The sequence below is a fragment of the Enterococcus sp. DIV0802b genome, assembly GCF_050543535.1.
Taxonomy (GTDB): Bacteria; Bacillota; Bacilli; order Lactobacillales; family Enterococcaceae; genus Enterococcus_D; species Enterococcus_D entomosocium.
This window is the reverse complement of record NZ_CP172941.1, coordinates 3,071,071-3,084,727: the sequence shown is the minus strand read 5'-3', so window position 1 is coordinate 3,084,727 and position 13,657 is coordinate 3,071,071. Positions and strand designations below refer to the sequence as shown.

The 13,657-nt window shown below is 42.3% G+C and carries 11 protein-coding genes; 7 read left to right on the top strand and 4 right to left on the bottom strand.

What is annotated here, in order from left to right; translation table 11 throughout:
* Window positions 1-19 precede the first annotated feature (19 nt).
* The 5 genes from IGJ12_RS14340 (at window position 20) to IGJ12_RS14320 (ending at window position 6,382) form a co-directional block, all read left to right on the top strand.
* Entirely contained in the window at window positions 20-556 is a 537-nt protein-coding gene (locus IGJ12_RS14340; RefSeq protein WP_008379457.1) for a flavodoxin domain-containing protein, read from the top strand.
* Between the two features lie 530 nt (window positions 557-1,086).
* The gene (locus tag IGJ12_RS14335) at window positions 1,087-2,013 is read left to right on the top strand and encodes an ROK family protein (protein ID WP_101699360.1); all 927 of its coding nucleotides are present in this window, start codon (window positions 1,087-1,089) and stop codon (window positions 2,011-2,013) included.
* Window positions 2,014-2,142: 129 nt separating this feature from the next.
* Entirely contained in the window at window positions 2,143-4,410 is a 2,268-nt protein-coding gene (locus tag IGJ12_RS14330; protein ID WP_430619152.1) for a helix-turn-helix domain-containing protein, read from the top strand.
* 19 nt (window positions 4,411-4,429) lie between these two features.
* Entirely contained in the window at window positions 4,430-5,731 is a 1,302-nt protein-coding gene (locus tag IGJ12_RS14325) for a family 20 glycosylhydrolase (protein WP_430619151.1), read from the top strand.
* 150 nt (window positions 5,732-5,881) lie between these two features.
* Complete coding sequence (locus IGJ12_RS14320) at window positions 5,882-6,382, top strand: GNAT family N-acetyltransferase (protein WP_005233764.1); 501 nt, start codon at window positions 5,882-5,884, stop codon at window positions 6,380-6,382.
* 238 nt (window positions 6,383-6,620) lie between these two features.
* Here IGJ12_RS14320 and IGJ12_RS14315 read toward each other — a convergent pair whose 3' ends face one another.
* The 4 genes from IGJ12_RS14315 to IGJ12_RS14300 are packed head-to-tail and all read right to left on the bottom strand — an operon-like array spanning window position 6,621 to window position 10,983.
* On the bottom strand, window positions 6,621-7,925 hold the full coding sequence (locus IGJ12_RS14315; RefSeq protein ID WP_086372375.1) for an alpha-L-fucosidase: 1,305 nt from the start codon (window positions 7,923-7,925) through the stop codon (window positions 6,621-6,623).
* A gap of 25 nt (window positions 7,926-7,950) precedes the next feature.
* Window positions 7,951-8,448, bottom strand: a complete 498-nt coding sequence (locus IGJ12_RS14310) for a hypothetical protein (protein WP_008379463.1) — start codon at window positions 8,446-8,448, stop codon at window positions 7,951-7,953.
* Between the two features lie 18 nt (window positions 8,449-8,466).
* Window positions 8,467-10,338, bottom strand: coding sequence for a beta-N-acetylhexosaminidase (locus tag IGJ12_RS14305; RefSeq protein WP_430619150.1), 1,872 nt, complete (start codon window positions 10,336-10,338; stop codon window positions 8,467-8,469).
* Between the two features lie 15 nt (window positions 10,339-10,353).
* On the bottom strand, window positions 10,354-10,983 hold the full coding sequence (locus IGJ12_RS14300) for a DUF624 domain-containing protein (RefSeq protein ID WP_429947790.1): 630 nt from the start codon (window positions 10,981-10,983) through the stop codon (window positions 10,354-10,356).
* 296 nt (window positions 10,984-11,279) lie between these two features.
* Between IGJ12_RS14300 and IGJ12_RS14295 the strand changes: the two genes are divergently transcribed.
* Both IGJ12_RS14295 and IGJ12_RS14290 read left to right on the top strand, forming a co-directional pair.
* Window positions 11,280-12,638, top strand: a complete 1,359-nt coding sequence (locus tag IGJ12_RS14295) for an alpha-L-fucosidase (RefSeq protein WP_430619149.1) — start codon at window positions 11,280-11,282, stop codon at window positions 12,636-12,638.
* A 55-nt stretch (window positions 12,639-12,693) separates the two neighbouring features.
* Window positions 12,694-13,647, top strand: coding sequence for an ABC transporter permease (locus IGJ12_RS14290; RefSeq protein ID WP_008379472.1), 954 nt, complete (start codon window positions 12,694-12,696; stop codon window positions 13,645-13,647).
* Window positions 13,648-13,657 lie beyond the last annotated feature (10 nt).

The following is a 13,657-nucleotide window of genomic DNA, read 5'->3' as shown; positions in this document are numbered from 1 at the left end:
CTGCAGGGAGGAATTCCTCATGAAAAATGGCATTATTGTTTATCAATCGAAATACGGCGCTGTCAAAAAGTATGTCCACTGGCTTCAAGAAGCAACAGGTTTTCCCTGCCTAGAAACCCCAAAAGCCAAAATAGCTGAAGTAATGGATTATGACACAATTATCTTCTGTGGGGGAATCTATGCTTCGGGTATTGCTGGACTGTCCTTTTTAAAAAAGAATAGCAATCAGCTAAAAGGCAAAGAGATACTCATCTTTTGTGCGGGAGCTTCTGTTCCTGAAAAAGTGGTAGTGAAAAAACTCAGAGAACAGAATCTCACGGGTCCGCTAAAGGACATCCCCTTTTTTTACGGAAGAGGACAATGGCAGGAAAGCAAAATGAACTTTTTCGATCGAACCTTAGTGAAAATGTTAAGAAAAGCGGCCGCTAAAAAAGAGCCACACACCTATGACCCACAGACGAAGGTACTCATGGAAGCCAATGGACAAGATTGCGATTGGACGGATAAAAAATACTTGGTTCCGTTGGTGGATTATTTGGAGCAGGAATTGTATTGAACGAGCACAAGCGCTTTATTGAGGTTTTATGAATCAAATGAGCAATAAGTGACCAGAGTGTAAGAACAGAACAAAATTAGTTTACTGCGAATAGATTTTTTGTTGTGACACCAAGAGTCTGCAACTAAGTTCTTAAAATTGTTTGATCTATTCCTAAAATTCAATGAGTAAGTAGAATGCCGATCACGCATGAGAGGATGTCTTATGCGTGACGGTTTTTTTGTTTATAGCTTATCTTAATAGAAAAAACGGGAGTAGCTGATTCCTTTGTTTATAAAATTCTCAGACATTGTATCTAATAGTTCTATTTTTTAGCTTTGCATGATGAACATTTTTGTGAAGCTGAACGTTAAACCAGATCATTCAAGTGCTAAAAAAATAAGCAGAGAAGCTATCTCTGTATGTACAATGTATATTCTTTCTAAATGCAAGATATCTTTCGTTGCGGGCTTTTTTATGGCTTGGACGGATTTGACATATTGTTGCAAGAAATACATATGGTCGCTGAAAACATTGGTTGCGTATACTGAATGCAAGACAAAAGAAAACCTTGTGAGGTCAAGAAAATGTGGATTTTAGCAATTGATATTGGCGGTACTGCTATTAAATGTGGGTTAGTGAATAGTCAAGGGGAACGCAGACAATTGACTCAATTTCCTATGAACAAGGAATATTCCACAGTCACGCAACGTATATGTCGACAGATCGATGCATTCTATGCAGCAGCATTTGATGGCATCGCTATTAGCTCAACGGGACTGGTTGATCCCCGAAGCCAAGAAATCGGGATGACATCACCTTTATATGAAGGATTTGGTAAAAGACTGGTTAAGCATTTGCGCAGTACATACCAATGTCCAGTGGCTGCCGAAAATGATGGCAACTGTGCGTTATTGGCAGAAAAATGGTTGGGTCACGCTCAAAATTGTGCGTCCTTTGCGACAATTGTCCTAGGTACATCCGTTGGCGGTGGCTTGATGATCGATCATCAATTGATTCGCGGCAAACACTTACTAGCAGGAGAGTTTGGTTATCTGCTTTTTCCGACCGAAAGGAAGGATTGGGAACTTTGGAGCATTGCAGGGTCAACCAGAACATTAGTAGAGAAAACAGCAAAACGTATCGGAGACCCAACAATCAATGGCCAGCGTATTGATACACTGGTTCAAGAACAAGATCCGCGATGTCTGCCAGTAGTAGCTGATTTTGTCGATAAACTGGCGGCGGCTTGCTATAGCCTGCAATATATGATTGATCCGGAAATCATCTTGATTGGCGGTGGAATCAGTGCGAGCCGTTTCTTGATCCCACATGTAAACGCACGATTAGCTATGATTGCTGAGCAGATTCCTAGTACTGTTATCGTGCCAAACATTTGTGCCTGTCGTTTCGGCAATGAATCTAATTTATTGGGCGCTTGTTATAACTGGTTAAGAAAATACAAGCCTGATAGCTGACTTGTAAAAAAGCATTGTTTTTTATTAAAATAAAGCGTATTTTATTAGAGTATCATACATTCTTTTCTCCTAAATAAGTACCGATAAATGAAAGCGTTTTTGAGCTTTCGAAATAACAGAGAATAGGTGATGCAAATGGGAAAGTACACGGAACTGAATCGTCAAAAACTATTTAGGGAAATCATTCGTGCCATCAGCTCTTATTTAATCGTATTTTTAGTGCCTTTTTTAGCCGTGTCATGGATTTGGTATGATACCTCTGTCAAAAGTATCAATGAACAGGTGATGCTGACCGCTAGAAACCAATTGATTCAGTTGAAATATTCTTTAGAAAATACGTTTATTCAATTGAATTATCTGACGCAAAAAATGACCAATGATCATGTTGTCTCAATGAAATATTTGCAGCATCCTTACTTGACCAAAGAAGCAAGAGAGGCCATGCAAACATACAAAATCACCAACGACTTAGTCGAAGAAGTCTATTTATATTATAAAGAGTCCCCAGCAACCTTGTATTCAACCGTAGGATCATTCTCTTTTGACACATTTTTGAAAAAAGTACTGCCGAAAAATGAAATGGGCCAGGAACAGTTAGCCGCACAATTGGATTCCTCAGCGCCTACATTGTTGACATTAGAAGGCGCCGGTGAGGAACAGCGCTATTCCCGCTTTTTTTATATCGTTCCCATTCAAAGTGAAGAGATGACTGTCTATGGCTCAGCGATCTATGAAATCAAAGAGAACAATTTGAAGAGAATTCTTGATCTTAGCAATAACGATGGGATCAGTAACACCTATATTATCAATGATGAGTACCAGTTATTAGCCAGTACCACCAATGATGAGTTAGCGCGCTTTTTAAATCATCCCGAACGCATGAAAAAAGGCATTCAAACAGGACGAATGCGGTTTGAACAATCAACGTATTTTGTTCAAGCGATTGCCAATAATGAATTGAATATTTCAGTGGTAGCCGTTGCTAATCCGAATCAAGCGCTGGCTTCAGTCAACCGTGTCCAAGAGCAGTTCGTCCTAGTATTTATTGCCATATTGTTTACGGGGATCACCGCAGTCGTGATGCTTGGTTTACGCAGTTATCGGCCGATTCGCAAAATCGAAAATCTGGTTCAGGAGTTTCATCGGGACCCCAAAATGACCCTTCATTCGATGGATGATGTCCATAATACCTTGGCGGCATTTTTGGTTGAGCACCAAGAACTACATCAGGAAGTCCGCCTGCAAACACCTCATGCCAGAGAGCAAGTGCTGCGCAAATTAATGAGCGGACGTTTTCGGTCCGAGCAAGAACTGGCTTTGCTTTTAGAAGCGGTTCATGTCTGCTTTCCTAAGTCAAATTACTTTGTGATCGCCATCGATACGAAAACTGTGGATTCCAAAGCCAAGCAAGGAGATAAAAAATTTCTGATCGATTATATCGAGGAAATCAAAGAGGCGGATTATACGGCATATGCGACGGAAATTTTATCCAAAGAAATGTTAGCCTTGACCGTAGGGTTTGTTGATGGCAAAGAACAACAAGAAATTGTGGATGCCATTGCGGAAAAAATTACCCATGCGATCTCCCTAACACCCACAATGGGTGTCGGTATGACGGTCGATCAACTAACCGCCATCAATGAATCCTATATCGAAGGGTTGGCAGCACTGGAAAATCAAGGGAGTCAAGGCAAGCAAATCAGCTACTATGCGGAGCTTTCCAAAGAGACCAATCATTTGCCAATCAATTATCCAGACAATCAAAAATTAAAATTGATCCAAGCCTTGAATCAAGGAAATATTGAGATTGCCAGTGAAACGATCCAGCGGTTGATCGAAGAAGGCGAGAGTAAACAGACTTCGCCTCGTGTCCAAAAAATGTATGGCTACTACTTGTTGAATACGATCGCGCAAGTCGGCGGTGAATTGGTGGGGGCAGAAGTACTGCATACCGCTTCTGAAAGTGCTGATTTCAACAGCTTGAATCAATTGCAGTCTGCCTTGTTAACGATTGCCCAGCAGATTTGCACGAAGGTGCAGAAACAGCCGCTGGATGATGAGTCGGAAATGAATGAGAAAATCTTCAGTTTTATCCAAGAAAATTACCATTCCTCACAGCTCTCCTTGGAATCGGTGGCAGAGGAGGTTGGTGTTTCTGTCTCTTATGTCAGCCGTTTTGTAAAAAAAGAAAGCGGCAAAACCTTCTCCAAATATATTCAAGAACTAAGACTGAAAAAAATCAAAGAGGAACTGATTGAAACAGATTTGCCAATCAAAGAAATTATTCGCAACAATGGGTATTATGATGTTTCCAATTATACGAGAAAGTTCCGAAAAATAGTGGGTGTGACACCAGGGCAATACCGTGAAATGAACCAAAAAATGAGAAATTATTGAAAGTATGGGGGAAAATGAGATGAACAAACAAGTTGATTTGACAAAAGTTCAGCAACGAGCAGCCGTCTTTTTTGAGGAAATAGGTTGGCAGTCGGCGAAAGATCCGTTACCGAAAATAGTGATCGATCCGCAGCTGGATGCTGATTTTCGATTTGAAAACCAAACAATCAGTGTGTCCTCGCCAGAACATGCCTTTTACGCGTTAACCAAATATGGCCGAGATCAGGCGACGGGTCAATTAGCACAGAAAAGCTATCTAGCAGCGCTTAAAGAACGCTGTCTGATGATCGATATCGGGCGCAAATTTTATTCGCTAGCTGATTTGAAAGCAATCGTCCGCAGCATGGCTTGCTTCCAATTCACGCATCTGCAACTTCATTTTTCGGAAAACGAAGGCTTTCGGATTGAATCCCAGCAATTTCCAGAAATTGTTTCGGAAGAATGTTTGACCAAGCAAGAAATTCGTGAATTGATTGCGTATGCTCAAAACCATGAAATTGCCATTATCCCTGATTTTGATTCTCCTGGTCATTTGCGTCAAGTCCTAGCACAAAAACCTCAATGGCAATTGCTGACAGCAGATGGCACTCGTGATGATCGAGCATTGAACATTTTGGATTCAGAAGCGGTAGCCTTTATTCAGGAAGTTTATCGGGAATATGCGCAACTGTTTGAAGACAGCACCTATTTTCACATCGGGGCCGATGAGTTTATTGATTTTGACCAGTTAGAAAACTTTCCACAAATGATCGAAGCTGCCCGCGAGCGCTATGGGGAAAAAGCCAGCGGAATCGAAGTCTTTATTGATTATGTCAATGAGCTGGCGGCCTTTGTTGAAAGTCTCGGCTTTGTTGTACGGGTCTGGAATGATGGGTTTTACCGCTTGAATCGCCAAGAGCAGACAACGTTGACGGAGAATTGTCAAATCTCCTATTGGACCCGTTGGAACCAGAATATGGCGCCGGCGGATGTCTTTTTTGAAAAGGGCTATACCATGATCAATCACAATGATAATTTTTTCTATTATGTCTTAGGAGAAGCAGCAGGGTATACCTACCCAACTTACGAAAAAATCAGCAATGAATTCCAGTTGACGACGTTTGCCAATGGACAACCAGTTGCACAGGAACAGCTTGCCCAAACACAGGCGATCGCTTTATCCGTCTGGGCGGATGTGCCTGAGTCTCAGACTAGTCGTGAAGTGATCCAAGCGATTTTTTGGCTCCAAGCGGCCATTAGCCAAAAAGTTTATAATGAACCCAATCAACCAAAAGAGACATTTCGAAAGCTTTATGATGGGTGGGAAGCGACATTTAGCTGATTGTTAGAGGAATTGGGTGAAAGGGCACATCGCTGACAACCCCTGTTGCTTTCTTTATGATGAATAAGTTTAGCGACAAGTGAAACAAAAGCCAATAGTATTTTGATAAAATGAACGTAACTCCGAGTGAGGGGAGAAATGGAGCAATAAGTGATCATAGACATTCAACCGTTGAAGAAAAAAGATATCCTTGAAATGGATCAAATGTTTTTAAAGCAAGGGTGGCCTTCTCGCCAGCAGCTCTTGATGGAGTATTTAAACGAGCAAGAAGCGGGGGAGAGATACATTTTGCTTGCCAAAATAAACAACAAAACTGCCGGGTATTTGACATTGGTCCCTCTAGCAAAGCACGGACCATTTAAAGGCTTGTACCCAGAAATTGTGGATTTTAATGTTTTTGAATCTTATCAAAAACAAGGGGTAGGCAGTCAGCTTTTAAAAGCAGCCGAAGAAAAGGCACGAGAAATAGCTGCCGTGGTGACATTAGGGGTAGGTTTACACAATGGTTATGGATCGGCCCAGAGACTGTATGTAAAACAAGGCTATATTCCAGATGGATCTGGTGTTTGGTTCAATAATCAGAATTGTGCGATGAATGTGCCTTGTTGTAACAATGACGATCTTGTTCTTTATTTGTCTAAGGAACTTTGACCCTCCCGTGGTAAGTACCTTTAAAAAAGGATTAATCCCGCAGCTTGTTTGCATGTTCTCATCACCTGTTCAACAAGCTAGCTCGCTACTTTCGTATAAGCGAATTTGGGGAGTTTTTGAAAAAATAGCCATAAAAAATGACTAGAAACGATCAGTTTCTAGTCATTTTTTTGTAAAGAAAGTAAGGACAATGTTTTTGTATCAATAAAATATTCATTTAGTACAGTGCAATAGGCGCTTATATTTCTTTTAAAGTGATTTCGACCACTGGTACCAACACATCTGGGGAGCAGACGGGTAAGCTGAGAACAAGGTCCTCTTTGTTGATGATGGCTTCCGTTGACGTGAGAACTTCCTCGGGATCAAATCCTCGATAAAACAACTCGGAGCCATCATGTAAGAAACGGATATGCTTCACGCATCCTGCAAGTCCCGGAAGATGCAAGGATTTGTAGGGGTAGGAGAAGAGGTGCAAGTAAAGTTTATTCCCGTTTTGGGTGTAACGACTGTCAATAGGCGGTTGAAAAGTGCTGGCACCACAGCCGATAATCGCTTGCTGATGATAATGCATCCATGAACCGATGGCTTCTAAATGGCCGCGAGTTGGTAAGTTGATTTCTCCACGAGCATTCGGGCCGATATTTAAGAGAAAGTTCCCATCTTTTGCTACTGTGTCAATCAGCATTTTGGTCATCATTTCACTGGATTTCCAGTGCTGAGCATCACGATCATATCCCCACGTTTCGTACATCGTTTGGCACGCTTCCCATATTAAAGGCAATCCATTCGCTTCTAATGGTTTGTCTGGTTGGAATTGCTCAGGGGTGGTAATCCCTCGGCCCAAATCCAAACGATCATTCAGTAACATCTCCGGCTGTAGACTTCGGCAAATTTCTTCGATTCGCTTACTATCCCAATCGGCTGCACCCTTGCCTTTTGACCAGCCCCAATCTCGATGGCTATAAGGAAAATCAAACCACATATAATCGATGGTTCCATAATTGGTCAATAGTTCGGTGACTTGACCAGCCAAAAAATCTTGATAACGGCGCATGTCCCGCTGGTCATTGGCTTGACGGGCTTGAATAGTCTCTCGTTGCGGATGCAGGCCGTCGAGCGTGAAATCTGGATGATACCAATCGATCAGCGAATGATACAGTCCGACCTTAATGCCTACCTTGCGAAATGCCGGCAGCAGTTCTGCTAAGAGGTCTCGCTTGAATGGGGTGTTGGTTACTTTGTAGTCGCTGAGCGCGGTGTCCCAAAGGGCAAAGCCTTCATGATGTTTCGTCGTGAAGACCATGTATTGAAAACCGGCCTTCTTTGCGGTTTGAGCCCATTCCTCCGCGTTGAAAAGATCAGGATCAAACTGAGAAAAATAGTTCTCGCGATAGGTGGTGGGTTCAATTTTTTCTGTCGTCATAAACCATTCGTGTCGAGCGCCAATACTGAATAGGCCGAAATGGATGAATAAGCCAAACCGATCATGGAGGAACCAGTTTGGATCAGGGTAGTTGGCAGGCCAATTCTTATACGTTCTCATTAAAAATCACTCCTTTTTCACTCACTTAAAGAAATTCTGTATTCGTCATGACTGTTTCTTGAATTTTCCAGCCATCTGCTTCCTTAACGAAAGTATGGTAAGCCTCTGTGATGTGATCACGGTAGGAAGAATCTTTTGGGCTGATCGTTTTCTGCTGCGCCGCGACCAGCATGGATCCTGTCTCTTGTTTAACGACTTCAAAAGAAAGCAGCGTGTGCTGCAGCTGTTCTTCTGCAAAAAAAGCAGCCAATTCTTGGCTCGTCTCTGCTCGCGCCGCTGCCACGAGCGTGGCGGCATAAGCTGTCGCATCTTGGTCAGAGGCTGCTTGTAAATTTTCTTTCAGCACTGCCAAACAAGCCTCCGCCGCTGCTTGATTTGTAATATTACCTGTCATCTCCAGTTTTTCTGAAGGTTGGGCATGAACTGGAGCAGAAGAATCGGTTGTTAGAAAATAGAGAAAGAATAGGCTAACAACAGCCAGCAAACTCACGATGATGGTTCGGCGCAGCAAGGATGTTTTCATAATTTCTCACTCCTTCTTTTAAACATCAGAAATTTTCCCCGCACTATAGATTCCATGAAATAAATTGCGACCCACAGAAGTGTTGCCGCTGAAAGGGGTCACCATTGGTAAGGACGGTTGAGTCAATTCTTCCAAAGTATCGAGCTCCCCGTCCAAGAAGGCAGTAAGCCGCCAGAGTGTCGTGTCGCAGCGCATCAGCAAGGCGCCGTAGCGCAGATCGATACTCTCAAAACCGAAAGGTCGATTCCAGTCAAACCAGACTTTACGATGGGCTTCATAAAGGGATTGCAAGGCGGATTTATAGACACTGAGCTCATCGACTGCTTGGCGCAATTCCGTGAAGTCCTTGCTTTTATAGGCACTGGTGATTTGGTCGGTAATACAAGCTTTTTGTGCCAAAACATCAGCCAGCTGCTGATAAAAGGCAAACATCGTTTGTGTGTCCCGTGTTGATTTCACAGCTGCCAACTCTTGAGCCAATGTTTGATAGTGGGATGCTAAAGAAAGATCGGTTAAGTTTTCCTGATACAAACCATACAGCAAGTCTTGGTAGAGCATTAGCTTGCTGGGGTTTTCTCCGTGAGGATTGTTTTCTGGTACACCTGCAGTTTGATCAAAACGATCAAGCAGCAAGAAATCGCTACTAACTGACTCGTGAAAGAGCTGGAATTTTTCATTTAATTTCTCTAACGAAAGGTCGTTTCCAAACTGCGCTTCACTGAAATATTGCAAACCTAGTAGCGCAGCAATCAATGGTGTTTCGGCTCCGTCGTCGCCCCAAAGTGTGGCATAAACTTCCTGAACATCGTTTTCTTTGGCGGCTTGCAAGGCATGACGCATGGTGGCAAAACTTTTGCCATAGTTCGGCGCCAAACCGTTCCAAGTCCAGATACCTCCAGCAAAGGCGATCGGCTGTTTTAATTCCCGATGTTTCGCAAACATTCGCTGATAAGAGGCATGATCATGGTGGTAATAATCCCAGTAAACCATTTTGACAGCAGGAAGGTCAGCAAACAATTCTGTGGGAAAACACACGTCTGGATCGTAATAATCACCAGTAGGTGCACCGATCCTAAAAAACATATCGCTCCACATCATCGGCTTAAAACCCACTTTTTGACAAAGCGCAGCTACCCGCTGCAGATGTTCGGCCATAATCGAGAAACGGTCTTTTAAACCGTGCAATACCAAATATCTTCCTTTCCCCAATTGGTGTGCTTCATCCATGCCAATGTGTAGCTGATCCGTCGTAAAACACGAACGGATCGAACAGATCGCTGCTTCCAAAAAGGTATATGTTTCTTCTTCTCCCACCAGTAAAATATCTTCCGTGTCCCGAATGTTTTTAGCAAATCCCCATTTTAAGGGATTCGTTAAGTGTGCCAATGTTTGAATCGCCGGAATCAAAGTTACACCTATAGATTGCGCGTAGCTATCAAGCTTCTTTAACTCACCTTGTGTATAACGGCCTCGTAAATGACCAAAATAAGGATACTCTGGAATTTCATAAGTGTCTTCCATATAAAGCGTGAGACGATTAAGCCCCATCTTGCTTGTCAATAGAATAAAGCGTTGCAGTTTTTCAACGGTCATTACTGCATTGCGGGACAGATCGATCATTGGTCCAATTGCTTCAAAATGCGGCTGTTCTTCTAAGACATAGACTGGGCGGTCTTCATGCACCCATAAAGTTAATGCCCGAAATAAATGGGCCTTTTCTTGATAGTAAATGATTGTTGCTAGCGGACCGTGGCAAATTTTCAGAGAACCGGGCCGTTGAATCAGCTGTAATGGATGCCCTTGCGGTGATTCTCGCAACGCTAGTTCCGGTAGTATGTTACTAAAAAAATCATCAAGATTTTCATTACTTTGGATAAAAATGTCTTTCATTACGAACGTCCCTTCTTAAGTTTCTTTTATCAGCAATGATTCTGAACGTTGGATCGCTTGAAAAGAGAACCAACTATTTGGAAAAAGGAAAAAAGGAACAAAGCCGATGACTAATAAAATCGGTAAAAAAGTCAAAATGATTGTAGTTACTAAGATTCCCAAAATCATCGCAATCGTTTGGGGAATACTGATAACCATCAGTATTACTGCTTGCTTAAAATAGTGAAGAAGGGGCAAGTCATAACGCAAATACACTGGCAGCAGATACAAGCTGATCAAAAGGGCACTGATAAACAACAGCAGCAAAAAAAAGTGAATCAAGCTATTTTGGATAAAGGTACTAGAGATGCGCAATTCTAGCCATAAGAAAAGCAGCAAACCCGCTTGCATGGCTCCTAATTGATTGGCGCGACGGAAATTTTTTTTCACGACAGTTCTGAACCAAGGCTTCAAAGCCGCTGGGCGTTCCTTTTTTTGGAAACTGCTGAAAAAAGCTTGGATAATCGTAGCGGTGGCAGGGAAAATGCCTAAAAATATCCCATATCGAAATACCCAATAAAACCAAAGAAACTGCAATTTTAGGCAATGGAGGAGCCATTCACCGACTTGATAGGAAACATGATAAAGGCCATTGGATTGTTTCATAAAATCCTCACTTTCTTACGGATTACCATTTTGTATCCGCTTTAATTGTTGTCCTTATCGTACCATTGATCCATGGATAATGGGCATGGATGAAAAAATCACACATCCCATACAGGAAAAACACAGCAAATATATTTGATCCGCTTTATTTCTCCTAACGTTTTTATGGAAGGAAGCTTTCTTCATTACAAATTTTACAAACGCTCTTGCTTGGTTTAACACAGTGAAAAAAGTTACATATTGTTAGATGAACTTTTTTTCGCTTACATTTAGAACAAAGAAAGGAGTGCAAATGCATGACAAAAATTCGCGGTGATATTGAAGAAGCCAAGGAGAGAGAGCAAGCAGCGTGGGTCCCAGAAACAGAAATGCTCAAGCAGCGTCTGGAATGGTTTCAAGACTTGAAATTCGGAGTGATCTTCCATTATGGGCTGTATGCCGAAGCGGGGATCGTTGAATCATGGCAATTATCTGAAAAAGATGAATGGGCTAGAGAAAACCAGCCCTATCGAGAAACTATCGAAGCACTGCGTTTGGATTATTGGCAGTTGATTAATCAATTTGAGCCGAAGAAGCTGGATACCCGTAAATGGGCCAAGATCTGTAAGAAGGCGGGATTTAAGTACTGTTTATTCACAACAAAGCATCATGATGGGTTTTCGATGTTCAACACAATGGAGTCAGAGTTTAAAATCGGCGGGAAATTAAGTCCCTTTAAACGCGACATTTTACAAGAAGTGTTTACGGCGTTTCAAGAAGCAGGGATTGTAACAGGAGCCTACTATTCTAAAGCTGACTGGTATTCTCCTTTTTACTGGTTGGATGATGACACCGTCAAAGGTCGTCATGCCAGCTATGACACCCACCTTCATCCAGATATCTGGGCGCGCTATGTGTCATTTGTGCATCGTCAGATTGTAGAGATTACTTCCAATTATGGAAAAGTCGATTTTCTTTGGTTAGATGCTGGTTGGTGCGGGCAAGGAAAAGAAGACCTACAAATGGATCGTTTAGCTGAGATTGCACGTGAGAAACAGCCGGAATTGATCATCGTTGATCGAATGATGGGTGGCCGTCATGAAAACTATGTGACACCAGAACGCAAAATTCCTGCATTAGCAGAAATTCCTAAAAAAGTTTGGGAAAGCAATATCCCGATTGGGAATGATTGGGGCTATGTGCCGAATGATACCTTCAAGAGCAGCCAAGAACTGCTGGAAACCTTGATTGAGGTAGTCAGCAAAGGGGGAAATTTGATTTTAGGTGTCGGCCCAACACCTGATGGCGAATTTACATTCGAAGAGACCCAACGCTTAGAAGAAATCGGCAATTGGTTGGCGCTATATGGTGAAGGTATCTATGAAACGCGGGCGAAACCAATAGCTTGGACAAATGAATGGCATTTGACCTATCAAAAAGAGGGCAAGGCTCATTTTGCATTTCGCAGTATCGCTGCAGGCGCTTGCGAACAGATTCCTTTAACAGAGATCGGCGCAACTGAAGAAGACGAGCTAATTGATCTAGCCACTAAAAAAGCGTTACCAGTCTATAAAAACGCTACCGAACCGTACCTCTTATGGTCGGATATCAGTCAGCCGAACGTTGGGGCAGTTGGGATTCGCGTTTCGACACATAGGGAAAAAAATACACATTGATTTGAAAGCGAATACAATTCATGATAAGGCTAACACCAAGCAAGGAGGAGGAAGAATGGAAACAGCGCCAATCAGACAAACCGTTTCAGTACCTAAAACAAAGAAACAAGATATAAAAATGAAGATCAAGAAAAATCGGCAATTGTACTTGTTTGTGTTGCCAGCATTTTTGATTATTTTGATTTTCTCTTATGGACCGATGTATGGAATCATTATTGCATTCAAGGATTATATGCCTTCATTAGGGATTTTGGGCAGTCCTTGGGTTGGATTTAAACATTTTCAACGTTTCTTCGATTCCTATTATTTTTGGGAACTCATCAAAAATACTTTAGGAATCAGTATCTATTCATTGGTTGTCGGTTTTCCGCTGCCGATCATCCTGGCATTGGCTTTGAATGAGATCAAAGACGGCCCGTTTAAAAAGATTACCCAAACAGTCACCTATGCCCCAAACTTTATTGCTGTGGTGGTCATGGTTGGTATGGTCATTGCTTTCTTATCTCCCTCAACAGGGATCATCAATCACCTATTAGAATTTTTGGGTTTCGAGCGGATCAGCTTTATGACTAATCCCCGTTGGTTTAAAACGATTTATGTCCTGTCCGGAGTTTGGCAAGGAACGGGATGGGGGTCTGTGATTTATCTGGCAGCTCTATCTGGAGTCGATACGCAACTGCACGAAGCGGCAACGATCGATGGCGCTTCTCGTCTGCAACGCGTTTGGTATATCAATATTCCAACGATCATGCCCACGATGGTGATCTTATTGATCATGAGCTTCGGCAGCTTGATGTCAGTTGGGTTTGAAAAAATCATCTTGATGCAGAATCCTTTGAACATGCAATCCTCGAATGTGATTGCGACCTTTGTTTACCAGCAAGGGCTGTTAGATGCGCAGTACAGTTTTGCTGCGGCAGTCGGCCTATTTAACTCATTGATCAATTCCGTATTGTTGATCGTAGTCAATCATATTGCCAAACGTTTAAGCAATTCTAGTCTATTGTAGGAGGGAGGAC

Bases quoted from the DNA above. Each gene is read 5' to 3' on its own strand.
- IGJ12_RS14340 (WP_008379457.1), top strand. From the start codon at position 20: ATGAAAAATGGCATTATTGTTTATCAATCGAAATACGGCGCTGTCAAA.
- IGJ12_RS14335 (WP_101699360.1), top strand. From the start codon at position 1,087: ATGCAAGACAAAAGAAAACCTTGTGAGGTCAAGAAAATGTGGATTTTA.
- IGJ12_RS14330 (WP_430619152.1), top strand. From the start codon at position 2,143: ATGCAAATGGGAAAGTACACGGAACTGAATCGTCAAAAACTATTTAGG.
- IGJ12_RS14325 (WP_430619151.1), top strand. From the start codon at position 4,430: ATGAACAAACAAGTTGATTTGACAAAAGTTCAGCAACGAGCAGCCGTC.
- IGJ12_RS14315 (WP_086372375.1), bottom strand. From the start codon at position 7,925: ATGAGAACGTATAAGAATTGGCCTGCCAACTACCCTGATCCAAACTGG.
- IGJ12_RS14310 (WP_008379463.1), bottom strand. From the start codon at position 8,448: ATGAAAACATCCTTGCTGCGCCGAACCATCATCGTGAGTTTGCTGGCT.
- IGJ12_RS14305 (WP_430619150.1), bottom strand. From the start codon at position 10,338: ATGAAAGACATTTTTATCCAAAGTAATGAAAATCTTGATGATTTTTTT.
- IGJ12_RS14300 (WP_429947790.1), bottom strand. From the start codon at position 10,983: ATGAAACAATCCAATGGCCTTTATCATGTTTCCTATCAAGTCGGTGAA.
- IGJ12_RS14295 (WP_430619149.1), top strand. From the start codon at position 11,280: ATGACAAAAATTCGCGGTGATATTGAAGAAGCCAAGGAGAGAGAGCAA.
- IGJ12_RS14290 (WP_008379472.1), top strand. From the start codon at position 12,694: ATGGAAACAGCGCCAATCAGACAAACCGTTTCAGTACCTAAAACAAAG.